We start from the raw sequence: 26,796 nt of genomic DNA on the forward strand, positions 1-26,796 counted from the left end.
GTAGGTGTTGGGAATGTTTTGGGCAGATATTTGCGAAAATGACTGATATACAAGGATTGCAGTGCTTACTATAGTATTAGGGGTTCGCGCAATGGCTGAAATGCTTGAATGGCCTGGGGTTTCGCTTTTTTGCTTGCTTGCTATATGCTTCGATTTTTGGCAGCAATGCTATTATTTGGATAGTCCGCGAATTCGAACCTTGAAAACTAAATATGACAAGGCTTTTCAAAGTGCGCCGTCCCAACATCCTCCAAACCCTCTCAGGGATTGAAACATTTTTAAGCTTATTTTTAGCATGATATTAGCGTTGTCCCAACATCCTCCAAACCCTCTCAGGGATTGAAACGTCCCCGGCTGCGATGATAACGCCGTCGTCCGTAACGTCCCAACATCCTCCAAACCCTCTCAGGGATTGAAACTAGGGGGTGAGCCAGTTTATTAAACCGGGTTTGATTGGCGTCCCAACATCCTCCAAACCCTCTCAGGGATTGAAACAGGCTGAGGGGGGTTTCAGTGTCCAACGGTAATCGTCCCAACATCCTCCAAACCCTCTCAGGGATTGAAACAGGTCGAGCTTGAACGGGTCTAGTTCGGTTGTAAGTCCCAACATCCTCCAAACCCTCTCAGGGATTGAAACTCTTAGCCCGCCACTTTGCCAGCTCATCAGTGGGCGTCCCAACATCCTCCAAACCCTCTCAGGGATTGAAACAGGCTTAAAACGAATTAACCCGCCGCGTTCAGCAAGTCCCAACATCCTCCAAACCCTCTCAGGGATTGAAACATGAACGTGATTCGCCCGAACAAGGGAAACAACAGGTCCCAACATCCTCCAAACCCTCTCAGGGATTGAAACTTTGCCCTTGGCTACAGTGGCGTTATTGGTTTTTTGTCCCAACATCCTCCAAACCCTCTCAGGGATTGAAACTGTTGTTGATGTAGTTGACATAATCTCTGATATGGTCCCAACATCCTCCAAACCCTCTCAGGGATTGAAACATTTTGAAAGGGGACGGGATAGACGAACCCCCCGGTCCCAACATCCTCCAAACCCTCTCAGGGATTGAAACTAATTCTTTTCCGAGTGCTCCAGCTCTCCATAGGGTCCCAACATCCTCCAAACCCTCTCAGGGATTGAAACTTTGAGTGTTGATGATGTCAATATTGATAAACGCGTCCCAACATCCTCCAAACCCTCTCAGGGATTGAAACCAGCGCTTGACCATTCCAGACGCCTTAACCCGGTGTCCCAACATCCTCCAAACCCTCTCAGGGATTGAAACTAAGCTGCCCCCACCCAGGCGATTAGAAAGATTACGTCCCAACATCCTCCAAACCCTCTCAGGGATTGAAACACTGGCCTATGCGAATAAACTGATCTTTTGCTTCGTCCCAACATCCTCCAAACCCTCTCAGGGATTGAAACCGGATACGTATTTGGCGGGGATATTGACGCCGTTATAAGGTCCCAACATCCTCCAAACCCTCTCAGGGATTGAAACCCGGTGGGACATTCCTGGTTGGTGAAGCGCCTGGGGTCCCAACATCCTCCAAACCCTCTCAGGGATTGAAACAAGTCTGAAAATCCTTGGTATTACGAACAATCAAGTCCCAACATCCTCCAAACCCTCTCAGGGATTGAAACGCGAAAGGAGTGACACCCCCCCCATGAACATAATCGGTCCCAACATCCTCCAAACCCTCTCAGGGATTGAAACAACAATTGCTCTAATGTTCCGATCATGGGGACGAGTCCCAACATCCTCCAAACCCTCTCAGGGATTGAAACATAGAAGGCGTAGGTTTAGAAATCAGTGCAATTAGGGCGTCCCAACATCCTCCAAACCCTCTCAGGGATTGAAACCAACTTGTAAGACTTTATGCAAAAGCTATAAAGCTAAGAAGGTCCCAACATCCTCCAAACCCTCTCAGGGATTGAAACGAAAAAGGAGCTACAGCCATGGAGCTGGGCTTTCAGTCCCAACATCCTCCAAACCCTCTCAGGGATTGAAACTAGAGGTCATCAGCTAGGGTCTGGCCCTAGTTGTGGTCCCAACATCCTCCAAACCCTCTCAGGGATTGAAACGCCATACCGCGTTTTGTATGGGTTTGGGCACCATGTCCCAACATCCTCCAAACCCTCTCAGGGATTGAAACCACTTGCCATATTTCAGCGCTGACGGGCCACCGGGTCCCAACATCCTCCAAACCCTCTCAGGGATTGAAACCCATTACAGGCCATTGTCTGGAACGGGAACCAGGCAGTCCCAACATCCTCCAAACCCTCTCAGGGATTGAAACCAAGCGTTGCCGTTGCCGTTGCCGTTGTTGCTGTGGTCCCAACATCCTCCAAACCCTCTCAGGGATTGAAACGTAATCTTAATTCTCCAAGCAAGTTGATTATTGAGTCCCAACATCCTCCAAACCCTCTCAGGGATTGAAACCATCAGAGCCCCGCATAAAAACCATCGACCTATCGTCCCAACATCCTCCAAACCCTCTCAGGGATTGAAACAGGATTTTCACATTTTGTCCATCGACTCATATTCGTCCCAACATCCTCCAAACCCTCTCAGGGATTGAAACCAGTCGGCTCTCGCCTAAAGTCAGCCACTACGCTAGTCCCAACATCCTCCAAACCCTCTCAGGGATTGAAACAGATTGTTGTTGCTATCTGCCAGTTAAGCGACTTGGTCCCAACATCCTCCAAACCCTCTCAGGGATTGAAACGCTCCAACTGGCTCTGGCAAGTCGGTCTTGTTGGGTCCCAACATCCTCCAAACCCTCTCAGGGATTGAAACAGGAGCCAATGGAGTAGGAGAGTCGACTTTATTGGTCCCAACATCCTCCAAACCCTCTCAGGGATTGAAACAAGGTAGATAGCCGTAAGCTAGCAACGTTAGAGAGGTCCCAACATCCTCCAAACCCTCTCAGGGATTGAAACACCATCGAAATACCAATAGCTAAATTTCTTTCGCAGTCCCAACATCCTCCAAACCCTCTCAGGGATTGAAACATCTAGAAAGTTTTGAGTATCTTGCAATATTTCTAGTCCCAACATCCTCCAAACCCTCTCAGGGATTGAAACTCAGTATCGGTCCAATCCCCCTGCATGCCCCAACACCCTCCAAACCCTCTCAGGGATTGAAACCGATGTGGGTAATGAGTCTGAATCCATGAGCTGAATCCCAACACCCTCTAAACCCTCTCAGGGATCGATTAACATTGGCCTATAAAAAATGAGTTTATTCCCCTAATAAGCAATAAACTTGATTACTGGCTGAGCTCGTACCCTCTAAAACATGACGCCTCCTAATGGACTAACCTGATGCTGCCCTTAACCAGGCGTCTGGTCTGTGTTTTAAATGAGACACATTAGGCAGCTACCATGACCGGAAAAGTCTCTTGTACCGCTGGATGAACAATCTTGCCATCGGTAACATTCAATCCCTGGGCCAGAGCCGCATCTTTTACAAAAGCGTCTTGCCCATGGTCAGCTAGTTTGAGAACATAGGGTAAAGTGCTGTTATTCAATGCCTGGGTTGCTGTCCAAGGGGTGGCTCCTGGCATGTTGGGGACACCAAAGTGAACCACACCTGATTCAACATAAGTAGGCTGGGTGTGGGATGTGGGGCGCAAGGTTTCAATGCAGCCACCCTGATCAACAGCAACATCAATGATGACTGAACCAGGACGCATTTTTGTAACCAGGGCTTGGTTGACCAATGTGGGTGCTTTGCGACCTGGTATAAGTACAGCTCCAATCAGTAAATCAGCATCGGGAACAACCCGCTCAATTTGAGTCGATGTACTGTAAAGCAATTCCACACGCGAGCCGAAGAGGGTTTCCAGGTAAGCCAGACGATCCACATTAATGTCTAAAATCTGCACCTGGGCTCCCATGCCTACGGCAATCCGTGCAGCTTCTGTGCCAACAATGCCGCCGCCCAAAATCACCACACGCCCCGGCTGTACACCGGGAACACCACCAAGCAAGACGCCTCGACCACCCTGTTGTTTTTCTAGATAGCGGGCACCAAACTGTACAGCTAACCGACCGGCAATGATGCTCATGGGGGTGAGCAGGGGAAGTTTCCCATCGGTCGTCATGACGGTTTCGTATGAGATCGCACTCCCCCTACTCGTTACCAATGCCTCCGTTAACTGGGGTTCTGCCGCCAAATGCAAGTAGGTAAACAGCAGCAAATCATCGCGAAAGTATGGATATTCAGAAGGCTGAGGTTCTTTAACCTTGACTACCATATCCTGGGACCATGGCATGGCCGGATCCAACACCAGCGTTGCTCCAGCCGCCGCATAATCTGCATTAGAAAAGCCAGCCCCACGACCCGCATTTTCCTGAACAACAACCTGATGGCCCCTTTGACACAGTGCCTGGACACTGGCGGGCGTTAATCCAACGCGAAATTCTTGATCTTTGATCTCTTTGGGCAGTCCAATTCTCATGACAAATTAACCTCCTATTGGTTAAGGACGTATCTTATTTCTGTTGTCGAAATACTTCCTGAGATGTGAGGTGGAGATGTGGGGAAAGCCACCTGTTCTCATCAAAAGCTATGACTTGAACGTTAACACTAATTTTGAAGATTAATCAATAGAATTTGTAGTCTATTGATAACAAATGGTGAAAATATTGGGATACCCGCGTAAGCCGGGAAATATCAATAAGTAGATTATGATACAAACATTGCAACTATTTATTGCTAATATTGCAGTATTGAAGACTCGCTGCATAGGCCTTGAAAGATGTTGGTGCTATCTATCTACTTTTCATCTCTAAGCCCATGTCATGAACCCTCCAACTTAAATACCAAGGAGGGGCGGCTTCATAAGCACTTGCTCAAATGGAATGGTGTGGGTTCTCCTTACGCCGTCGTGCTTGTGTAAGCCTACATGATGGCCTCGACTATCCTTAAGTTGCGGAGCCTGGTCAGAATTATGCTGGCCGATTAGGGAGCTACTGCTCTTAAGACAAAGTAGTATATGTACGATGCTCACCGTGAAATTTTTGGGTGGCTCTGACATAGCGCTAAATCTGTAGGTTTGACTAGAGTCGATGCTGTGCCGACGTCAGCATCCTAAAGTTTTTTTGTTTTCATTTGCTGATATTTCTGAGTGTTTCTAGGTGATTCATCTAGAGCTTAAACGTGTTAATGCCAAAATGTGGGGTGGCGTGAGACGGTTAGGTCTAGATGATGCCGGGCGGGGAAATGTTTGGCATTCTGAACAGATATAGGCTTACTACAACATCAGGAGTGATTCTTTGCTATGGCCCTATCTTTAAATAATCAGTGCGTGCTCATTACGGGCGCTAGCAGTGGCATTGGTCAATCCTGTGCCCGACTTCTTGCCCAGGCAGGGGCTCGGCTGATCCTGGCTGCTCGTCGCAAGGAAAAACTGAAAACATTATCAGATGAACTGCAGGAAAAATATCAAACCCAGACACTCCTCTTGTGTGTAGATGTACAAGAGCGTCAGACCGTGACAACAGCCCTTGAAGGCTTACCTGCAGCCTGGAAATCAATTGATGTGTTGATTAACAATGCAGGGCTGAGTCGAGGCTTGGAAAAACAGTACGAATCTCCTGTCCAAGATTGGGAGGAAATGATTGACACCAATATGAAAGGATTGCTGTACGTTACCCGTGCCGTTGTGCCAGGAATGGTGGCGCGCGGGCGCGGGCATGTGGTCAACATTGGCTCGATTGCAGCCAGGCAAACGTATACGGGGGGCAGTGTTTACTGTGCCACTAAGGCAGCGGTAAAGTCCTTGTCTGAGGGATTAAAAATTGATCTATTGGGGACTCCTGTACGGGTAACCAACATCGAACCAGGGTTAGTAGAAACAGAGTTTAGCAATGTGCGATTTCGGGGTGATGACCACAGGGCCAACTCGGTTTATACCGGCATGACGCCCCTTACCCCAGATGATATTGCTGACACCATTGTGTTTGCAGTGACTCGTCCTGCCCACGTCAATATCAGCGAAATTTTTGTTATGCCCACCGATCAATCGTCGGTTACCCATGTCCACAGGAGAACGGTCTGACAATGGAATTGCTCATTGTCATCACTACGTTTGTAGCCGCCTTTGTCCAGGGGGTGTCAGGCTTTGGTTTTGCCCTGGTGGCGATGCCAATTTTGTCTGGTTTAACCAGTATCCAAACCGCAGCTCCCCTGGTGGCCCTGACGACGTTAACCAATAACCTCCTCCTATGTATTTACTACCGTCAATCCTTCGACCAAAATGTTGTCAAAAATTTGTTACTGGGATCAGTATTAGGGATTCCCATAGGTTTTCTAGCCTTAAATTATCTGCCTACAGCGTTGATGTTAATCGCATTAGGCATCCTCATCGTCACCTACTCTCTGTATTCATTAGTCAGTCCAGTTGTGCCAGTTTTGAAGTCTAGGCTGTGGGCCTACGGTGCTGGCTTCTCATCAGGCATTTTGCTGGGTTGTTTTAACCTGCCGGGACCCCCCATTATTCTCTATGGCAGTAGTCAACGGTGGTCTCAGGAACGATTTAAGGGTAATCTCAGCAGTTTTTTCTGGATAAGTGTCGCCATTGTTGTTGTGGGACATGGGTTACAACAACGCATCTCAGCAGATATTATTCGACAGTTTTTAATAGCTGTCCCTAGTTTAATGCTGGGATTATGCCTTGGTGTTGCTCTAGCAAAGCAGTTTAATCCTAATGTTTTTCGAAAAATTGTCACCATTTTATTGTCGATAATTGGAGTACGGCTGATTATTTCTGGATTTTACTTATAACTAGAAAACTATTTTTAGAAAGGATAGCAATGCCCTTTGAGATGGGCTTAAGAGCATGCTGCCTGATTTTTTTGCGTCATAAATGTTAACACTTTCAAGGCATGGTTTTACTGACTTAAGATCAGCTTTTCTAGGTAAGAATCTTTTGTTAGATCGTGTGTAAATATACAGAAGAGAGCTTTTGATTGCTTTTATTGTATAGAACAACATTTGTAGGAATTTGCTTCACGATAAAAGTGCTCTGCGTCCAGATTAAAGTCCAGGGTGTTCTATAGGAAAACTACTGTTCAGGATGCAGGCAAAATTTCATTAGCTCTTTAGAAATGTTCTGTCACTTTAGGGACTGTTTTTAATGTTTGCTAGTTTGAGTCCAGAAAAGACTGATTTATCCAAAATGGATGCCGCATCCCTTTGGCATTCTCTGGTACAGCACAAGCCGTTTTCTCAAAAACCACCCAAGTGTATGGCCCGTGGGGTGGGCTGTCATGTGACAGATACAGAGGGAGTTGAATACTTCGACGGTGTTTCCGGATTGTGGTGTGTGAATGTAGGCTATGGTCGTCAAGAGCTGGCGGAAGTGGCCTATGGACAGATGGTGGATCTGGCGTATTTTCCGCTCACCTCCATGGGCCATGAGCCCGGCATCCGTCTGGCCCACAAGCTACTGGAACTGCTGGGCTATGAGGGGAAGGTGTTCTTTTCCACGAGTGGTTCAGAAGCCAATGAAACGGCTTTTAAGATTGCCCGCCAGTACCATGCCCAGACAGCGACCGCTGGCTCTGGTCCGCGCTATAAAATTATCTCTCGCTATCGTGGCTACCATGGCCATACCATGGGGGCTTTAAGTGCGACGGCTCAGGCTGAACGTAAGCTGAAGTATGAGCCATTAGTGCCTGGTTTTCTCCATGTGAGTCCTCCCTACTACTACCGATTTGGCGATGGGCAGCCAGAAGATGTGTACAATGCGGCCTGTTTGCGAGAGTTGGAGCAGACGATTCGCTACGAAGGGGCTGAATCTGTTGCAGCGGTCATTGTGGAGCCGATTATCTCGGGTGGTGGAGTGATCCCGCCAACGGAGGGATACTTGCGTGGAGTGCGGGAGATTTGCGATCGCACCGGCATCTTGCTGATCTACGACGAAGTGGTAAATGGCTTTGGCCGCACCGGCAAAATGTTTGGCTATCAACACTGGGGTGTGGAACCCGACATCATTAATTTTGCCAAGGGCCTAACCAGCGGCTATATGCCCCTATCCGCCACGGTGGTCAAACAACATGTCTTTGCAGCCTTTTTGGATGAGCCGGGTACCGACAGCCATTTTCGCCACATTACCACCTACGGCGGTAGTCCCGTTTGTACAGCGGTTGGCTTAAGAAGCATCGAAATTCTAGAAAGAGAAAACCTGTGTGAGCGAGCGGCTGAAATGGGCGAGTATCTCCTGGATAAGTTGCAACAGCGACTGTTGGATCATCCCAACGTGGGAGATATTAGAGGTCAGGGGCTGTTGCTGGGTATCGAACTGGTGAAAGACAAGGCCAGTAAGACACCGTTAGAGAGCGATATTGTTGCCTCAGTCCCCCGCTACTGCATGGATAAACAGATCATCATTGGTCGCAATACCAATACGATTCCTGGATTTACAAATGTATTGATTATGGCCCCACCATTGGTAATCAGCCGAGAAGAAGCTGACCAATTAGCCGATACCGTCTGCGAGGCTGTTTTCGCTATGCCGAGTTCCTGAAGTTGTCAAAGATTGGAAAGACGTCTCTAAAAAACAAGGCTTTTATCAGGTTTTCAATTAGATCCCCTCCTGGGAGGGGTGCCTGAAAGGCGGGGTGGGTTGACCGCTAGCGCTAACGGCCAACCCACCCCGTTGCCCCTCCTAGGAGGGGAGAAAGTATTGTACTTCGCATTAAGTATTGCATTGAAATTCTGATATCTCTCTCATTTGGAGTCAATACCCATGAAACAACTGCTATCGAGGAAAACCTCGCTGTTCAGGTTGAAACATTATCTCTACGGCCTTGCCTTTTTACTTATTTTTCTGCCCCGAGTGGCGTTTGCCCAAGACGATGCTGCTCCTGCTGGATTCTTGGGCTCCATTGAGGCCGGGGTTCAAGGTATCGTTGATATCCTCAACCTTATCTTTTACTTCAAGGTTGGCGGCGAAAATGGCATGCCATTTATCGTACTTTGGTTGGTGATTGGTGCGGTTTTCTTTACCTTTCGGCTTAAGTTTATCAACATTCGCGCATTTAAGCATGCCATTGATGTGGTACGCGGCAAATACGATAGTGAAGAAGACGAAGGCGATGTTTCTCACTTTCAGGCACTGGCGGCGGCGCTGTCTGGCACCGTGGGGATTGGTAATATTGCTGGAGTTGCGATCGCAATTCGTCTCGGCGGTCCTGGAGCCGCATTTTGGATGACCATGGCAGGGTTCCTGGGCATGTCCAGCAAATTTGCCGAATGTACCCTCGGTCAAAAGTATCGTGTGATTAAGCCAGACGGGACTGTAGGGGGTGGTCCCATGTATTATCTTTCCCGTGGGCTTTCGGCCATGGGCATGGCCCCGGTAGGTAAAGCTTTGGCCGTGATTTTTGCTGTCATGTGCGCCATTGGCAGTTTAGGCATTGGCAACATGTTCCAGGCAAACCAGGCATTTGCTGCTGTTTCCAATGTGTTGCCATTTCTCACTAGCCTAAGCTGGTTGTTCGGCATTATCTTAGCGCTGATCGTTGGGTTGGTCATTCTGGGTGGAATTGAACGAATTGGCGCGGTGGCCGGTGTGCTAGTACCGGTTATGGCAGTGATCTACGCCTTAGCCTGTTTCTGGGTGATGTTGGTAAAACTGCCCGAGGTTCCTGGTGCCATCAGTACCATTATTACCACTGCCTTTAGCCCAGAAGCATTGGCCGGTGGCGCTATTGGTGCCCTGGTGATTGGATTTCAACGGGCGGCATTCTCCAATGAAGCCGGGTTAGGATCAGCCGCCATTGCTCACTCTGCCGCTAAAACAGATGAACCGGTTCGAGAAGGGATTGTCGCTTTGTTAGAACCCTTCATTGACACCATGTTCATTTGTAATCTCACGGCCATAGTGATTGTGCTCACCGGGGTTTATGCCGACCCGACAGCTACCGACCTCAATGGAGCCCAGCTATCGGCAGCCTCTTTTGAAACCGTGATTAGTTGGTTCCCCTATGTGATTGCAGTCGCCGGATTTTTGTTTGCACTATCAACGATGATTTCCTGGAGTTATTATGGGCAACAATCCTGGGCCTTTCTCTTTGGTGAGAGTACCACAAATATCTACAAGGGTATTTTTCTATTCTGTGTCTTTGTAGGGGCAGTAGTTAACCTGGGACCTGTCCTTGAGTTCAGTGACATTATGGCCCTGGCCATGTCATTACCAAATCTGTTGGGCTGCTTTTTGATGTCAGGGCTGATTGCTAGAGAATTAACAAGCTACATGGATCGGCTGAAGTCAGGAGAAATGCTACCAGAACCTCAGGTTGCTCAAGAAACTGTATTGCGGAGATAAATGAGATGAGTTGGCTTAAACGAAAATCTGTTCTCATTCCCATTGATTTTTCTGATCTTTCTTATCAAGCACTGGAGCCAGCCAAAGAACAGGTTGAAAACATTTCGGCCTTAAAGCTGATTCATGTCCTGTCACCATTACATCCTGCTGACCCAGCAGCTATGTGGGATACAGTCAGTGATCAGGACCGCAAACAAAAAGTGCGAGCGTTTACCCGTGATAAGCTCAGCGAAATGGGATACGACGATATTCACATTGAAGTCGCCATTGGTGACCCCATGTCAAAAATTATGGACTATGCCCAGGAAATAGATGCCGACCTGATTGTGATGTCATCCCACGGGCGCAAAGGTGTTAGCCATTTTCTGATGGGCTCTGTCGCTGAACAGGTTGTGCGATTGTCCCATTGTCCGGTGCTGATTCTCAAGTAGGTGCAACCTTGACAGAAGACTATTTATCGGGTGAACATCTCGTCCAGCAAGATGTTCACCTTTTGTGTGGGATGCCAACCCCCTCCAACCCCCTCTCAGGGATTGAAACAACTCTTAACATTAGTGGTTATGGAAATTAGTGGTTCGTGGTTGGTCGTTAGTCCCTGACTGGAGTTTAACGACTCACTACCAACTACTATCTTCCCAAAAACGTCCCGCATTAAGTTGATACCCTGAATTAATGCATAAGTCGTTTTTCGATTTCAGCTTTCACGGCATCCACCCTGGCTGGTAAATGAACCGCAGGGTTAGCGTATTGGCTAGTGACCTCTTCCAATGTCGATTCGTGGTAACCAACTTTAAAGTCCGTGAATTTCAAGCCGTGGGCTGTGCTAATCACCACAGTTTTGTCATCAGATTTGATCACACCACGCTTAAGCAATTTGGTCAGGACGGCAAGAGCCACACCAGTATGTGGACAAGTGAACATGCCGGTCAAATCAGCGTGGGCAGCGGCAGCGGCCAATTCATTTTCAGTGGCCTGTTCCACAATACCGTCCGTTTCCACGATCGCTTTTGTGGCTTTTGCATAACTAACGGGATCACCAATCCTGATGGCATTAGCCAATGTCTGTTGGGCCGTCATACTGACCTTTTCTTTGAATCCATTTTTGAAGGATTCATAAAAAGGATTGGCCTTGGCCGCTTGAGCCGCGACTAGTCTTGGCATTCGACTAATCAACCCCAAGTCCATCATCAATTGGAATCCTTTGTAAAGCGCACTGATATTGCCAAGGTTGCCCACTGGAATAATGATCCAGTCGGGCACTTCCCATTCAAACTGTCGAATGATTTCGATGCCAACTGTCTTTTGGCCTTCGATGCGTAAACTATTCATCGAATTGGCCAGGTAGATTGAATTATCCTGGGTGACTTCTTGGACAATTTTCATGCAGCCATCAAAGTCAGTATCAAGGGCGAGGACATGGGCACCGTTAGCAACCGGCTGGATCAACTGCGCCGTACTGACTTTACCTGCGGGCAAGAAGATGATTGCCGGAATACCAGCATAAGCGGCATAGGCAGCCAGGGCGGCACTGGTGTCCCCGGTACTGGCACAGGCCACGGCTTTAACAGGGCTGCCCTGGGCCATCATTTGTTTGACCACGCTCACCAGCACCGTCATACCGAGGTCCTTGAAACTGCCAGTATGGCTATTGCCACAGAGCTTGATCCACAGGTCAGGAACGCCAAGTTGCTGACCTAAGCGTTCGGCCCAAAATAAGTTGGTATTGCCTTCGAACATACTGACCACATTGTCGTCAGTCAACGCAGGCACGACCCACTCACGCATTCCCCATACACCGCTACCGTGGGGCCATTGAGTGGTACCAACCCGTGAGTCAAACAGCTGTTTCCACTGGGATGCATCGCGTTTTTTTAGCGGCTCACGCTCATGGTGTACTTCTAGGAGGCTGCCACATGATGGACAGGTGTAGATCACATCAAAGATCGAATGCTTGCCAGGGCAGCCCGCAATGCAGCGAAAATAGACCGTTTGATTATCTGTATCCAGTTTGGGCTCGACAGCTGACAACATGAGTGGTTTCTGGTGGTAGGTAATAAGTGGATATATATATGTTCATAGCTGCCAAACGGGGCAAGGGGCAAGTGTGAGCTAATGAATTACACGTCTTCTAACTCCTCAGCTAACCGACGGGCCTTGAATGCACTGCCCCACTCTTGCATGAGAACGAGGATGGCCTCAAGAGAGCGTCCGAACTCCGTTAACTCGTACTCAACGCGCGAAAGATCTCCATTACTTACAAAAATGTGGGTACTTGTCAATACCATTGTATGGGCGTGATAATTTACTTCTTAAACAAAGAACGTCAACTAGGCAGATATGGAGACAACGCTAAAATGTCTCACCGATAAAATACTGTCAGACTTCGCTGAGTAAAGGAAACAAAATTATGGAAAAGATTATTCTTGTGACGGGGTCGACCGACGGTATCGGTCTGGAAACAGCCAGGATGTTGGTCTCGATGGGGCACAATGTTTTGTTGCACGGACGTTCCTCTGCCAAATTAGAACAGGTGAAAAAAATGCTTTCTGCAGACGGTGGGCTGGTTGAAAGCTACGTGGCTGATCTATCGCGCATGGCTGATGTGGAGGCCCTTGCAAAGGCTGTAGCCGCCAACCATGGCAAACTTGATGTGCTGATCAACAATGCTGGTGTGTATAGCGCGCCCAATTCTGTCACCCAGGACGGTCTGGATGTACGGTTTGTTGTTAATGCGATCGCACCCTATCTGTTGACCCAACGGCTGACGCCGCTAATGGGAGAGTCTGGCAGGGTGGTTAATGTCTCCTCCGCTGCTCAGTCGCCGGTGGATCTAGAAGCACTGGCCGGACGAATCAAGCTGTCTGAAGACTTTACAGCCTATGCGCAAAGCAAACTGGCTTTGACAATGTGGTCACGCACACTGGCGCTCAAGGAAGACGGCCCGGCCATGATTGCGGTGAATCCTGGCTCAATGCTCGGCAGCAAAATGGTGAAACAGGCCTTTGGTGTGGCCGGAGGTGATATCCGTATCGGTGCTGAGATCCTCACTCGCGCTGCACTGTCAAAGGAGTTTGAAACGGCTTCCGGCCAGTATTTTGACAATGATTCAGGCCAGTTTGCCTCGCCCCATGCGGATGCCCTCAATCCACAAAAATCCGAAGAGATTGTGCGCACGATTGAAGCAGTCTTGGCTGAGATATAACAATATCGGAGGTGGACCCACTAACTTTTTGTGAAAGCGCCCCCTACATACCACCGGCAGCGATAAGATAGAATCTGCTGTCTGCAGGGTTACTAAGTGAAAAACCAGATGCGATTCTTTGCAAGCATTCCTCTATTAGGACTGATAACGAGTGGGATGCTATCTGCCTGCAGTGCCATATCTACAGTAGAGCAGCCATCTGCGATCGCACAGCAGTCCGAATCGTCCGAATCGTCCGAATCGACTGAGAAACCTACCATTGTTCCCCAGCAAGAGCGCGACAACGCACAGCAACTGAATGCAGCAGGTCCAACAGAAACCAGTGGCATTGAGTCGTTGATCATGCTAGGTGCTATCGACCTGCAGAGTGAATTTGAAGCACTTGAAGGATATACCTTGCGGGCGCGTGAGCTTGTGATTACCCCAGGTGGTCAAGTGGCTGTTCATCAACATGATAATAGACCAGGCTTAGCGTACATCATTGAGGGAGAAATGGTGGAGTATCGAAATGATCAGGATGAACCAATAGTACGAAGTGCAGGGGCAGTTTCCTTTGAAAAGACGGGGGTAGTGCACTGGTGGAAAAATGAAAGCTCAAACAATGCACGGGCCCTTGTGGTGGATATTGTGCCTGAGACTGGCCCGAACTAATACCAAATCCGAATTCATTAAACCCGATTAAAAATAGACAATCTTGTAGGGGCACTCCCTTGTGGATGCCCTTCGATACCGGACGCTATCAGCTAGGATTTCGTATAAAATATTACCTTAGCGTCATTAAGAGTAGAGCATATGTTTGCAGCAGATGCAGCTACCCATAAGGTTCTAAGAGCACAAATCCAAGTTGAAAAAGAGCAATAGAAAACCTCAAAAACAACTGTAGCCTTCACATAATACTATTCCAACAAATCAGGTTCCTGACGCACGATTTTGTCATACAGAGACTGAAAGCTAAACCAACCGATCCGATGAGAACCGATCTGACTATAGGTTAAACTAGCCGTCTCAGGTTCAATTAGCACTGGTTTTCCTGTCGCTTCCGCCATGAGTTGTGCCTGACAAGAACGATCCATCGTAATAAACCACCAGGCGGCTTCATCCACCGTATGACCCACCGTTAGTAAGCCATGGTTACGCAAGATAACAGCTTTTTTATCTCCTAAGGTAGCAGCAATGCGCTTGCCCTCGTCAGGGTCTAGCACCACCCCGGTATAGTCATCAAACAAGGCATGGTCTTGATAAAACGCACAGGCATCCTGGGTTAGGGGATCGAGCAGACGGCCAAGGGTGGACCAGGATTTACCATGGAGAGAGTGAGCATGGGCCGCCGCATTCGCATCCGGTCGGGCCTGGTGGATTTGGGCATGAATCGCAAACGCTGCTGCATTGACAGGCTTGTCTCCTTTGACCACCTCACCCTTGTGATTCACTAGCAATAGGTCAGATACACGAATATGACCGAAATACATACCAAATGGATTTACCCAAAAGCAATCTGGCCATTCAGGATCACGTACAGTAATGTGTCCGGCCACACCCTCATCAAATCCATATCGGGCAAACAAACGAAATGCAGCGGCTAATCGCTGTTGGCGATGACAACGTTCATCTTCCACATTGTTAAATGTAGGCGGGGTGGGAAATTTTAAGTCTGACATGGACTTACCTTGAATAGAACAACCGATATTTTACATCGGCAAACCGATGACAAATTCTGTTCCCTGGCCCAAGGTAGAGTTCACGGTTAGACTACCACCATGTTTTTCCACAATCACCTGATGGGCAATGGCCAATCCTAGTCCCGTCCCTTTGCCAACGCCTTTTGTAGTGAACTTGCGATCAAATATTTTGGCACAGGTTTGCTCAGACATACCTTGGCCATTATCGCTGATACTGACGGTTGCACTGTCGTTGATAATACGGGTGTGGATTGTTATTTTCTGTGGGTTTGTCTCCAGGGAATCGTAGGATTGTTCCTCAGCCATTTCGTCAAACATATCGATGGCATTGGCCAGGATATTCATAAACACCTGGTTTAACTGGCCCGGAAAACAATTGATGTCCGGTAGTTCGGCATAATGTTTCACGATCTTAATCTCAGGCCGAAAGTCTTTAGCTTTGAGGCGATATTTTAAAATTAATAGGGTGCTATCTAGGCCTTCGTGAAGATTGGCCTCAAATTTTGTATCGGTATCGGCACGGGAAAAGATGCGTAGACTATTGCTGATGGCACGGATGCGATCGCACCCTGTTTCCATAGATGTCAGCATTTTCGGAATGTCTTCTAAAACAAACTCGATATCAGCGGCTGCTAAGATTGCCTGAATGTCATCCCCCGGATTGGGAAATGCATCACGATACGCTTGCAAACAGTGGGTGATGTCCTTGAGTGACAGCTGTAGTTCACTGATATTGCCACCGACAAAACCCAGGGGATTATTAATTTCGTGGGCCACCCCGGCCACCAAGTTACCGAGGGCTGACATTTTCTCACTTTGCACCAGTTGCAATTGTGATTCTTCTAGCTGTTGAGCATAGGTCTGGGCCTGTTGGTAAAGACGCGCATTCTCCAAAGCAATTGCCGCTTGAGTACATAGAAAATTGAGGACCAGGATGCGATCGCTACTAAAGACACCACTGGTGAGTTGATTGTGGAGGTACAGCACGCCCACCATGACATCATGATGCAATATCGGCAAACACAACACACTCTGGGGTTGGTGTCGATTGAGGTAGGTATCAATGATGGGTAAATCTATGACAAACTTGTCCACCATCACCACTTTTTGAGTGTGTTTGACATAGTAGATTAGCTGAATGGGAGCATCCAGGTGCTCGGCCAACAGCTCAGTAGAGAGTTTAGTATTGCCAGGTGTGGCGATCGCCCTCAGCTGCCAGTCATCATTGTTATTGGGTAATGCCAGAAAACAATGGTCACCGCCAGAGGTTTGCAACATGATCTGGGTTAACTGCTGCAGTAAGGCATCTAATTGAATCGTATCTGAAATCGTTTGGGCAGATTTCAACACCGATGCAAAGTCAAAAACAGTATTGAGAGCTGTGAATGAAGCAGCGTTGAAGGTTCCTGTGGAATGAATCGTCAGGTTAGGAGGCGCAATTGTGGCCAGGGTATCCAAAAAATTTATAGATGAAGCTGCTGGCTGAAGAATAGGCTGCAGCAAGTGGGGATAGTGTTTTTCGAGATCATCGGTTTTAGCGATCGCGCCCCAGTGAGCATAACAATAATAGGCCTCCTGGATATAACTGGCCGCTACTTTATCTTTGCCCCAGGCCAGATAGAATTTAGCCGCAAGTTCATGGGCAAGCGCCTCTTCTTGGGTATAGCGATTCTCTTTCGCACCACTGATAGCTCGATCATAGGCTTCAATTGCCTGAGATTTCTCGCCTAAGACACGATGCCGCTCTGCGATCACTAAATCTAATTTATGTTGAAAATTCATGGGAGCAAACGTTGCCCAATGCTCCATTTTTAATTGATTCTTGTTAACCTGCTCCAAAATCGACGTCTGCTCTGGGATTGAAACAGTGGCATACTGAGCCAGCGCGGCTAAGGAATCATAAAAATAGAAGAGAGGTACAGTAGCCTGGGCGGTTGCACCAGCCAAATAATCAGCAGCTTGTTTGGCATGGTCTACAGCTGCGTTTACCTGACCAAACCAGTAGCAAAGTAAAAGCTTATACAGGTGAAAACAATATAAGCCTAGGATGTTGCTGGTCAATTGATACTGGGACAACATTTTATCTTCATTAAAAGCCTCACCCACTAACCGATAGACCTGGTCAGGTTTGCCCAACAAATTTAAAATGACTTGGCGCAGTAACTCATTGTTATTGAGATGCAATTCTTGCTTTATCTGACGGAGCTGTTGACTGCGAACAGCTACTTTATGTTCTAAGCCTGTTAACTCCTGTCCGATCAAATAGGAGGACTGACTATTGTAGTAATGGCCTAAGGCTGCACCATCTAAATTCCCAGATGCCATCCCATCTAGAAATGCTGTTTCTAATAACGGTAATCCTTTGCGTAGATGATCTTTCCAGGGAACTGTCAAAGCACCTACCATCAAAAACACACGGGTATTGATGGCTTTATGATTAAATTTTTCGGCTAATGATAAGGCTAAACGACCAAACTGGTAGCCTGACTCAATATCATTAACCTTGCCACATAGAATGAAACTATAGCGTGCATAAACCCCCGCAGATATCGGTGAATTACCATACATAACCGATAGTTTTACCTGCTCTAGCACAACCAAAGGGAAGAGTTTCGGCTGAGACAAATAGACTGTTGCCGCGATGGTATTGAGAATAGTTAATGCCGCCAACGACCGACTATCGGTCATCGTAGGCAATTCAGCCAAGGATTGAATTTTGCTGGGAGGCACCAGACTCGCGGTCGTTGTTAATGCTTGTTGAATGTCAGCCTCTGTGGGTTCAACAGGAATCTCAATATCCAATTGTCCCAGGGCCTGTCGCCCCATTTCAATGGCTGCTGATAGCTTTTTTTGAGCTATATTGGCAAGAATCTGAATTTTATAAACCTTGACCTGGTCTAAGAAATATTTGGCGTGCTGCATCAAATGGTTTGCCCATGTTTGGCTCTGGGCAAAATCACCATTGAGGTAGGTCACCTCTGTTGCTAACTCATGCAGCGTCAGCATAACATCATAATCTGTTTGCCAGCCCTTCGGAGCCAGTAACTGAATCCCAACGACGGCATATTGTTCAGCCAAGGCATAGGCTGTAGCTTCTTTGGCACGTTGTCCAGCAGCTAAATTGAGTTGGCACAACTGACGTTGTTCTGCTGGAGTATTGATCAGTTCAAGTCCTCTGTTCCAATGGTTAACAATATCAAACAGATTCACCTCAGTCTGAAGGGTTAACGATGTCTGATATAACAATCGGCCAATTTCTAGATGTGTAGCTTGTTTTTGACTATCTGGAATTAATGCATAGGCTGCTTGTTGAATTCGATCATGGAGGAAACAATAGTCGGCAACAGCGGGTTTAAGGCCGATTGTATCGGTCCTCCCTCCCTGAAAAAACTTATAGTTTTCATTGACAGGAACAATTAATTGCTCCTGCAACGCCAGCCATAATTCTGTTGCAACAGTTTCTTGAGGCAACTCACAAATCGTTGCTAGGGCACTTAAGTCAAAGCAGTTACCAATACAGGCAGCGCGTTTTAAAACCTGTTGAGCTGATGGGGATAATTTTTGTAATCGCCTCATCATAAATGCCATCACATCTTCAGTGAGGGCTAGCTGCCGTACCTTTGACAGGTCACATTGCCAAGCACCCAACTCGACATCAAAATATATACAGGTCTGCTCATATAGTTCTTGTAAAAACTGGGTGGTAAAGAATGGATTGCCCTGGGTTTTTTGATAGACCAACTGGGAAAGGGGCTTAGCTATTTCTATGGAGCATCGCAGCGTATCTGCCACCCATTGATTAATATCAGGTTCACTGAGTGCCGTTAGGGTTAAGGTATGGATGAGTTGGCCATGGTGCTCCAGGTCATCCAAGGTGAGCATGAATGGATGGGTCGGAGATACTTCGTTATCTCGATAGGCTCCTAATACTAATAAATAGCCAGTGTTGGCATCTAATTCAGCCGTATCCATCAAGCGCTTGAGCAAATTCAAAGAGGCTAAGTCTGCCCACTGCAGATCATCTAGAAATATCACTAGCGGATGGTCTTTGCTGGTAAATACCTGGACGAAATTGCCAAAGACTACGTTAAATCGATTCTGAGCGGCACTGCCGGAAAGCTCTGTTAAAGCAGGCTGTTGACCAATAATTTGCTCCAGGTCGGGAATGACATCGAGGATGACCTGACCATTAACACCCACCGCATCCAGAATTTTTTTCTGCCAATGATCGAGCACGGCATCGGACTCACCCAATAGCTGTGCTATCAGACTACGAAACGCTTGGATAAAGGCTGAAAAGGGAAGATTACGATTAAGCTGGTCGAATTTACCGCTGATGAAATACCCGTTTTGATGCGTGATGGGTTTATGAACTTCCTGGATAACAGACGTTTTACCAATGCCGGAGAATCCGGTCACTAACATTAGTTCAGCAGCTCCCGCTGCCACCCGCTGGAAGGCATCCAGCAGAGTCTGGACCTCAGCCTCACGACCATAGAGCGTTTCTGGAATCAGGAAACGATCGCTGATGTCCCGTTGTCCCAGTTCAAAGGTGGAAATTCTCCCGATTGCTTGCCACTGGATTAAACATTGTTCCAAATCATGTTTGAGACCCAGGGCATTCTGATAGCGATCTTCAGCATTTTTGGCCATCAATTTTCCGACAATGGCTGCCACCATGCCAGGCACATCAGGATTGATCTGATTGACGAGTGTAGGCACCTCGGCCATGTGACAATGCATCAACTCCAGCGGATCTTCTGAAGTAAAGGGTAAACGGCCACTTAGCAATTGATACAGGGTCACCCCCAACCCATAAAAATCAGCCCGATAATCAATGCCCCGATTCATGCGCCCGGTTTGTTCGGGGGCCAGATAGGCCAGGGTCCCTTCTAAGATGGTGGGACTCTGGATTTTCTGGGTTTCCTTAGGCAATCGGGAGGCAATACTAAAGTCGATCAATTTGATTTGCTTCGACTCAGGCCGAATCAAAATATTGGCTGGTTTAATGTCCTTGTGCACCACCCGCCGTTGGTCTAACCCATGCAGAATATCGGCCAGTTGTAAGCCTATGTCCAAAACCTCTGTCAGCACCAACGATTGCTGCTGAAGGTACTGCGCTAAGGACAATCCCCCCCAATCCTCCATCACCAGGGCATAGCCGTTGTCCAGGGGCTCTAAGCTTAAGGGTCGAAGAATCCCGGCAATGGGTGGATTTTGGGCGCACTGACGGGTCAGTACTTGTGCGATCGCATACTGGTTACGAAACTGCACCAGTTCACTAAAACTAGGATAATCCTGCCGCAGCGCCTTAATCACCACCGGACATTGTCCATTCGTCTTAATAGCCCGATAGACAACTGTTCTAGTCCCTTCGTATAGCTGTTCTATTAAGGTATAACCAGAAAGCTTAGCTAATGAACTCGGGGTAATGCTGCTTAGGCGTATCATAGGTTTGAGCAGACAAAATGCTCTAAAGCGATGAGATTATCTTTAGATTTCCCAGCACTTTGAGTATCAATAAGTAGGTTATCCAAATTAGGCTTCAGATGCATATGCCCCTTCCGTTCCCCTTTCTGAATGCCCCTTGGGCTATATCCTGGGGGGAACTGGACTCAAAGCCCCCAGGATTGGGAGTTTGGAGCATATGCGAGGAGGCCTATTTTCGCTCTTCTATCTTATAAATGATTAGGTCAACCTAATTACTATGAACGATTCCTCTTCAATTAAGCACTAGATCCATACAATTTCCCTTGAAGTATTCTTTAAGTTTAGGCATTTGTAACTGGGAGTTGTTTTCAGTGCACTAGCCGTTTATTCAATCGAGCTTAGCCTGCAGGTCAAGCTCAATTTTGTCTAAATATTCCTGGGTGAAATCAATCCGCAACTCCACCCACATGGGCAAATGATCAGACATCTGGTGGGTTCGCCAGTTTTTATAGCTAGAGTAAAATTTACTAGATTTGGGTTTACGCATAAATGGACGGTAAACCTCTTCCTCATCAGTCCGATAAACGACATCAAAGAAGTCAAAGACACCCGCACGATAAGGCACAATCCGCGTATAGGTCTTACGACGACTTGATTCTCCGGTCCACAGGGCAATCTGATCGTAAAACTTGTCCTGTTTAACATTGGAACCAGGCACGTTCTGTAGCGGTTTTGGGATCATAAAGTCGTTTGTTTTCAGGGCATCCATGGTTTCATGTCCCGGACCAACAATATTGAAATCCCCCAGGGCAATAAAGTATGAGTCAGCGTCTGAGTCACTATCACTCTTGGCCCGATCAGCGAGGAGTGATGTGAGACGTCGGATTTCTTCCTTGCGTCGTTCCATACCAGTGGCACCCGAGCCATAGTAGATGTGCACCGTCGCCAGGTTAAGCTTGAGCCACCCAGCCTGGAACGACGCAATAAATGGTGTGCGGGCAAACTGCTGCGGCCCACCTAGTAGTGAGTTTGGCGGCAGTACGATTTCAGCAGACTCTGGCAGAATTGGGGTATTGGTTGCTTCGATGTCTATCTTGTTGTCAGGGGTGGTTGGCACCCTCGCATGCTTGGCAAAGCGGATGGATGAGCCTGGTGGCAAGACAATCTTTGTACCCTCAGGGATAGGTATCTCTACCGCTTTGCCAATTTTTGTCTGCCCAGAAGAGAGAGTGTCAATCTTCAGGTCTTGCGGAGATACGATATTCTCTCCTTCAGGCAGTTCTAATTGTGCTCCCCCTTCCACCCTAAAGCGGTCTCCAAACGGATCGGTGATCCGTTTACCGGCTGGTAGCGTGAGTTCTCCAGCAACATTTTGAAACCAGACCTTATCTTGATTAAACAGGAACACCATACGCTCCTTATTGCCGGATGCACCTTCAGTGACGTCGGTGGCAATGTAGTCCCAGTTAGGTCCCAACAGTTTTTTGACATCATTGAGCGCGTCGAGGTCCCGCCGGATCTCTTGAAGTGCAATCAGATCAAACCGAGAAAGAATCTCGGCGATATAGGCTTTGGCCTCTTGGCTCCGATAGCCATAGCTAGACGAGTCAAACTCTCGGATATTCCAGGTCGCAATCCGCACATACTGCGACTTATCGGACGGCATTTCCCCATTTTTTAGAACCGTGGCATCTTTGACATGGGCATCAAACGCAGCCCGCAGTTCCTTAATCTTTTGGGTAGCTCGCTTTTTCGTTTTTAGGTTTCTGACGCTATCATAGGAACGGGGGCGAAGCCAACTATAGAATGGCATCAGTATCTCCTTTCAGTGTTGGAACCATGAAACCGTGGAACGACTCCATGGTTCTATCAATAACACCCATGGGGCTACTTTGTGCCCAATACCCCAAATTAGAAGCAAATAATGTTGATGCTAGATTCTTGACGGGCATGTTAGGGGAGATGCTTATGCCCTAAGGCTTCTCCTAACGACGGTCAATCTAATGTCATCAAACTCTAAGAGCTTCCTATCCACTAGTGTTACCACAGGAGTAAATGCCACTAAACGGCTCGTCTCTATTCGCTGGAGTCTGCCCCTATGTGTGATCACACCGTTAGTCTCTGGCATCCTGTTGACTAGTTGGTTAGCCTATCGTAGTAGCCAGAAGGCTGTTGATGAATTAGTTGGGAAAATCAGTAAAGAGGTCGCTGCCAACATTGAGAAACAGGTGGACAGCTATTTGACCACACCATCGCTGATTTCTGCTGTAATTGAAGCGGAAGTTGCTAATGGCAATTTAAAGGTTCAAGATACTCGCGAGTTGGCTAAATCGCTCTGGGGACTGACCCAATCAGAGAACCTAACGAATAATCTCTACTATGGCAATGAGGCAGGGGAGTTTGTCTATAGTGAGCATCACGATGATGTGAGTCGCATAGACTTTGTTGATCAGGATACCGATTTTCGTCGCATTGCTTATCAAGCGGATGATGTGACTGACTTATCCGAACAGCTTAAAGTATCTGACTACGATCCTCGGGTCAGGCCCTGGTATAAGGAAGCGGCCTTTAGCAAGGTTCCCATTTGGAGTCAGGTGTACATTGCTAACTCCAGAGATGCGCTAACGCTCACCCGTGCCACTCCGATCTTTAATCAAGCGGGTCAGCTGCAGGGGATTTTTGGCACCGATGTTTATCTTTTTGAGCTGAGTAATTTTCTCAAAGACTTGTCGGTTAGTCCCAATGGTAAAGCCTTTATTATCGAATCTTCTGGAGATCTGATTGCTATTTCTGCCAATGAGAAACCGTTTATGGAAGTAGATGGTGAAAAGTTACGATTACCTGCTAGCAATAGTCAAAATCAACTGGTGCGCGAGACTGTCACCCATCTGCTACAAAACCTTGATGATCTGAGCCAGATGAAGGATCAGTATTCTTTTAATTTTGCTCTAGAGGGTGAGAAGCAGCTGGTTCATATTTATCATTTGAAAGACTTAGGGATTGATTGGATAGTGGGTGTGGCTATCCCTCAAAGTGATTATATGGAAAAGATTCGAGCTACGACTCGACACACACTGATCATTGGTGTGGGTATCACCATTGTTGCTTCGTTAATGGCGCTGGCAGCAGCACTCCATATTATTCGCCCCATTAATAAACTCAACCAATCTGCGGATGAAATCAAACGCAATCGGTTTAATCCTCGCACCCTAGCCCATGTGATGGCTCGCCCTGATGAATTTAGCAAACTGGCCAAGCTGTTTAATGATATGGCCATTGTTGTCATGAGTCGTCAGCAAAGTTTGTCAGAGCAAGTGAAGCTACTAAAAACAGAGATTGATCAGAATGGTAATGCTGGTGATAATCGGCAGAAATTAGAAATGTTATTGAGACATGCTAAACAGGTCCGTAAAGCCTATAAAGATAAATAACCTCCAATTTCTGGGCACCAATTTAACGCGGGACAGTTTATGGAAGATGGTAGTTAGTCGTTGATGGTTAAACGCCAGTCAGGGACTAACTACCGACTACTAACCACTCACTCCTTACCTGTTCAGAATTTCCCGGCTTAATATTGATACCCCAATTTCTTGTGAGAACCTAAACCACGTCCAAATTGAAACCTGTCGTTTCTCCCACGGTAAAACTCCAGGTCTGGACGTGGACAAGGTTTACATTATATTAAGACCGGTGATAATCGTATTACCACTAGATTCATCAGCAATCACAGCGGTGGTTGCAATACCCGTATGAACAATAGCTAGGGTACGAAATGGGTCCATAATTGGGTCAATCGCGACGAATAGAACCAGGACGGCCTCTAACGGTAGCTGCAACGGTTCCAACACAATGCCTAGCATGGTTAGGGTGAGAAGACCGGTTACCCCCGACGTGGCCATACCGGCAAAAATAGATCCGACAATTACAATGATGGCACTCCCCAAATCCATGGGTTTGTCATATAGTTGCATCACGAACACTGAACCGAGGGCAAAGTAAATCACTGAGCCAAAGCGACAAAGTGTAATGGCTAGTGGTGTAACTAAATGGGCAGTTTGACGACTGAAATTTAAGCCTTCAGTTAACTGGGTAATAGCGGATGGCAGGCAAGCCAGGCTGCTGGAGGTAGCTAAGGCTAAGATTGTTGGTTCACGTAAAGCTGCCAAAACCTTAATAAAGGAAGTCTTAGCCTGTTGCCAAATAATCAGCGTGCTCAGTACATATACCACTAAAAAAATAACCAGGGCTGCTATCACAAAATTCATCATCGATAGCATCACATCTAATCCCTGCTGGGAAAGCTGATAGGCCAAAAGACTAAAGAGGCCTATCGGTAAAATCAGGGTAAGCCAACTGATCAGTTGATTAAATGTTTTATAAATTGCCCTTAAGATATCGAAGCAAGGTTCAGTAACGCGATCGCGAACCAGCCCCAGTGAAATACCAACAATGATTGAGAAAACTAATACCTTTAATGTTTCACCCTGACTCAGGGCACTAAAAATATTTTCAGGCACTAAGCTAATCAGAAAGGAGGCCAGACTCTGGGAAGATTCTTCGGGAATCGGTCCTGTCAAGGCCATTTCCAAATCAATACTTGAATTATTAATCAACCCCCCCAAAGACTCCAAAGTTTTTGTGGATAGGTTACGTCCAGGCCCCATAATGGTGGCAAGAATTACGGTTACACTACTGGAAGCCAATAGCCCTAAGGGGAATATTACTAGGATACGTTTGATATACTGGGTGGCTTTACTACTCTGCATCAATTGACCAATGCTGGTAGTAATAGCGGACAAAAGAATGGGTAGAACACACATCTTTAGTAACCCCAAATAAAAGTTGCCTAGGGGGGCTAGTAAGATGGCAAGTTCTTTATGAGTAGTGCCTACATACACGGCCAGAACAACACTAGCTAGAATTGCCCAAGGGCTACGTAACCATTTAAGGGAGACAGTATTTGGCCAAAACTGTCGTTTTTTGATCCCTGAGTTAATTGTCATAATGACCTTATAAGGAAAGAGGGGTTAAGGGATAGTTTTGATCCTATAGATAATCGGCATATTCTTCTAAAACTGTGTCAGCCGTATAGTCGAGATTGAAGGTATCTAAATACTGGTTAACAAAGGCTTGTAAATGGTGGCTATCCCAGGGCAAGGCCATAGCAATTTGATCCCGAGTGTCATTTAAAGCAATTGTTTGTAGTCTGAGGGCAGCATCTGGATTTTTATAAATAATCTTTTTGATTTCGAGTTCATCTCGATAAGCTGCCTGAATATCACCATTAATGACGGCTTCTACAATGTCCTCCCAGGTGGGATATTCTTTAATGGTGGCGTTAGGAAATTTTTGCTTAATAAAACCACCATAGGACGATCCTTGAATCACACCAACCTGGCCATTAAAGTTACGAATTGCCTCAACTACATGGCTGCCTTCGGTTTGTTCTGCAAGCTGTACCCGATTCACTAACAATCCCTGTCGCATAGTGACATAGGGACGGGAGAATTGTACTCGTTTAGCCCGGCTGAGGGTGCGACTCAGCTTAGAAATGGCAATATCGGCTTCCAGATGGTAGACCTGATCAACGACCTCATTAAATGTATCTGCTGACCGGTTAAATTCTAAGTCAACGCCTAGGGACTCTGCTAATCCTTGGGCAATTTTGATGTCTAATCCCTCCAGATCATTGGTGTCACCCATAAAGAAGGGAGGATTATCGGTGCCCAGTAAGGCCACAATCAACGTGCCTCGATCCAGGATTCGCTGAATATCAGAAGACATTTCAGCGCGGGGAGAGAGGGTGCCATTCTGTCCTGTTAGCTGTCGTTGGGTCTCCGCCCCAGCGACGCCATCAGCGGGTAAGGATCGATCCGTCTGAAAGGCTTGAATCGCTTCACGAGTAGAGGCATCATAAATCCCATTGATGTCTGAATCTAAGTATCCCAACGTGCGCAAACGAATTTGTAGTTGCTCAACCGGTGCGCCTTCACTGCCTAATTGTAGGGTGGTTGTATTAGCCAATGCAGGTTGACTCAGGCAAAACGCCTGCAATAGGCCACACCCCATGACTAAAACAACGACGATGAGAGCGTGCGATATCCGGTGTAGGAGTGACGATGGTTTACTCATGGGAGTGTTGCTGAT

At 47.2% G+C, this 26,796-nt stretch carries 16 protein-coding genes and 1 CRISPR repeat array; of the genes, 8 read left to right on the forward strand and 8 right to left on the reverse strand.

What is annotated here, in order from left to right:
• The first annotated feature begins 237 nt into the window (after positions 1 to 237).
• Positions 238 to 3,219: a CRISPR direct-repeat array (repeat unit 37 nt; unit sequence GTCCCAACATCCTCCAAACCCTCTCAGGGATTGAAAC).
• Positions 3,220 to 3,372: 153 nt separating this feature from the next.
• Positions 3,373 to 4,464 carry an alanine dehydrogenase gene (gene ald, locus IXB50_RS05475; RefSeq protein WP_215607937.1) on the reverse strand — a complete coding sequence of 364 codons (1,092 nt, stop codon included), beginning with the start codon at positions 4,462 to 4,464 and terminating at the stop codon, positions 3,373 to 3,375.
• Positions 4,465 to 5,286: 822 nt separating this feature from the next.
• Here ald and IXB50_RS05480 point away from each other — a divergent pair.
• From IXB50_RS05480 to IXB50_RS05500, 5 genes are all read left to right on the forward strand, one after another.
• On the forward strand, positions 5,287 to 6,066 hold the full coding sequence (locus IXB50_RS05480; protein WP_215607938.1) for an SDR family oxidoreductase: 780 nt from the start codon (positions 5,287 to 5,289) through the stop codon (positions 6,064 to 6,066).
• 2 nt (positions 6,067 to 6,068) lie between these two features.
• Positions 6,069 to 6,791 carry a sulfite exporter TauE/SafE family protein gene (locus tag IXB50_RS05485; RefSeq protein ID WP_215607939.1) on the forward strand — a complete coding sequence of 241 codons (723 nt, stop codon included), beginning with the start codon at positions 6,069 to 6,071 and terminating at the stop codon, positions 6,789 to 6,791.
• Positions 6,792 to 7,143: 352 nt separating this feature from the next.
• Positions 7,144 to 8,535 (forward strand): aminotransferase, encoded by a 1,392-nt coding sequence (locus IXB50_RS05490; protein WP_215607940.1) that lies wholly within the window; start codon positions 7,144 to 7,146, stop codon positions 8,533 to 8,535.
• A gap of 222 nt (positions 8,536 to 8,757) precedes the next feature.
• The gene (locus tag IXB50_RS05495) at positions 8,758 to 10,338 is read left to right on the forward strand and encodes an alanine/glycine:cation symporter family protein (protein ID WP_215607941.1); all 1,581 of its coding nucleotides are present in this window, start codon (positions 8,758 to 8,760) and stop codon (positions 10,336 to 10,338) included.
• A gap of 5 nt (positions 10,339 to 10,343) precedes the next feature.
• Positions 10,344 to 10,769: a universal stress protein gene (locus tag IXB50_RS05500; RefSeq protein ID WP_215607942.1), complete on the forward strand. Its 426-nt coding sequence runs from the start codon at positions 10,344 to 10,346 to the stop codon at positions 10,767 to 10,769.
• A gap of 238 nt (positions 10,770 to 11,007) precedes the next feature.
• Here IXB50_RS05500 and thrC read toward each other — a convergent pair whose 3' ends face one another.
• Together thrC and IXB50_RS05510 are read right to left on the reverse strand one after the other, a co-directional pair.
• Positions 11,008 to 12,369, reverse strand: coding sequence for a threonine synthase (gene thrC, locus IXB50_RS05505; protein WP_215607943.1), 1,362 nt, complete (start codon positions 12,367 to 12,369; stop codon positions 11,008 to 11,010).
• 86 nt (positions 12,370 to 12,455) lie between these two features.
• Complete coding sequence (locus IXB50_RS05510; RefSeq protein ID WP_246564120.1) at positions 12,456 to 12,623, reverse strand: winged helix-turn-helix transcriptional regulator; 168 nt, start codon at positions 12,621 to 12,623, stop codon at positions 12,456 to 12,458.
• A gap of 122 nt (positions 12,624 to 12,745) precedes the next feature.
• Between IXB50_RS05510 and IXB50_RS05515 the strand changes: the two genes are divergently transcribed.
• Complete coding sequence (locus IXB50_RS05515) at positions 12,746 to 13,540, forward strand: SDR family NAD(P)-dependent oxidoreductase (RefSeq protein ID WP_215607944.1); 795 nt, start codon at positions 12,746 to 12,748, stop codon at positions 13,538 to 13,540.
• 108 nt (positions 13,541 to 13,648) lie between these two features.
• Positions 13,649 to 14,191 carry a cupin domain-containing protein gene (locus IXB50_RS05520; RefSeq protein ID WP_215607945.1) on the forward strand — a complete coding sequence of 181 codons (543 nt, stop codon included), beginning with the start codon at positions 13,649 to 13,651 and terminating at the stop codon, positions 14,189 to 14,191.
• 245 nt (positions 14,192 to 14,436) lie between these two features.
• On the opposite strand, the gene IXB50_RS05525 is transcribed toward IXB50_RS05520, so the two are convergent.
• The 3 genes from IXB50_RS05525 to IXB50_RS05535 all read right to left on the reverse strand — a co-directional run bounded on the left by IXB50_RS05525 (position 14,437) and on the right by IXB50_RS05535 (position 22,462).
• Positions 14,437 to 15,198: a class II aldolase/adducin family protein gene (locus IXB50_RS05525; protein WP_215607946.1), complete on the reverse strand. Its 762-nt coding sequence runs from the start codon at positions 15,196 to 15,198 to the stop codon at positions 14,437 to 14,439.
• A gap of 30 nt (positions 15,199 to 15,228) precedes the next feature.
• Positions 15,229 to 20,670: an ATP-binding sensor histidine kinase gene (locus IXB50_RS05530; protein WP_215607947.1), complete on the reverse strand. Its 5,442-nt coding sequence runs from the start codon at positions 20,668 to 20,670 to the stop codon at positions 15,229 to 15,231.
• 367 nt (positions 20,671 to 21,037) lie between these two features.
• Positions 21,038 to 22,462: an endonuclease/exonuclease/phosphatase family protein gene (locus IXB50_RS05535; protein ID WP_215607948.1), complete on the reverse strand. Its 1,425-nt coding sequence runs from the start codon at positions 22,460 to 22,462 to the stop codon at positions 21,038 to 21,040.
• 190 nt (positions 22,463 to 22,652) lie between these two features.
• Between IXB50_RS05535 and IXB50_RS05540 the strand changes: the two genes are divergently transcribed.
• On the forward strand, positions 22,653 to 24,080 hold the full coding sequence (locus IXB50_RS05540) for a sensor histidine kinase (RefSeq protein ID WP_215607949.1): 1,428 nt from the start codon (positions 22,653 to 22,655) through the stop codon (positions 24,078 to 24,080).
• A 240-nt stretch (positions 24,081 to 24,320) separates the two neighbouring features.
• Here the strand turns inward: IXB50_RS05540 and IXB50_RS05545 are convergent, their stop codons facing one another.
• Both IXB50_RS05545 and IXB50_RS05550 read right to left on the reverse strand, forming a co-directional pair.
• On the reverse strand, positions 24,321 to 25,652 hold the full coding sequence (locus IXB50_RS05545; protein ID WP_215607950.1) for a dicarboxylate/amino acid:cation symporter: 1,332 nt from the start codon (positions 25,650 to 25,652) through the stop codon (positions 24,321 to 24,323).
• A gap of 43 nt (positions 25,653 to 25,695) precedes the next feature.
• A complete protein-coding gene (locus tag IXB50_RS05550; protein WP_215607951.1) occupies positions 25,696 to 26,781 on the reverse strand; it encodes a transporter substrate-binding domain-containing protein in 1,086 nt (361 codons plus the stop codon).
• Positions 26,782 to 26,796: the final 15 nt, after the last annotated feature.

The sequence above is a fragment of the Leptothoe spongobia TAU-MAC 1115 genome (assembly GCF_018739885.1).
GTDB classification, from domain to species: Bacteria; Cyanobacteriota; Cyanobacteriia; order Phormidesmidales; family Phormidesmidaceae; genus Leptothoe; species Leptothoe spongobia.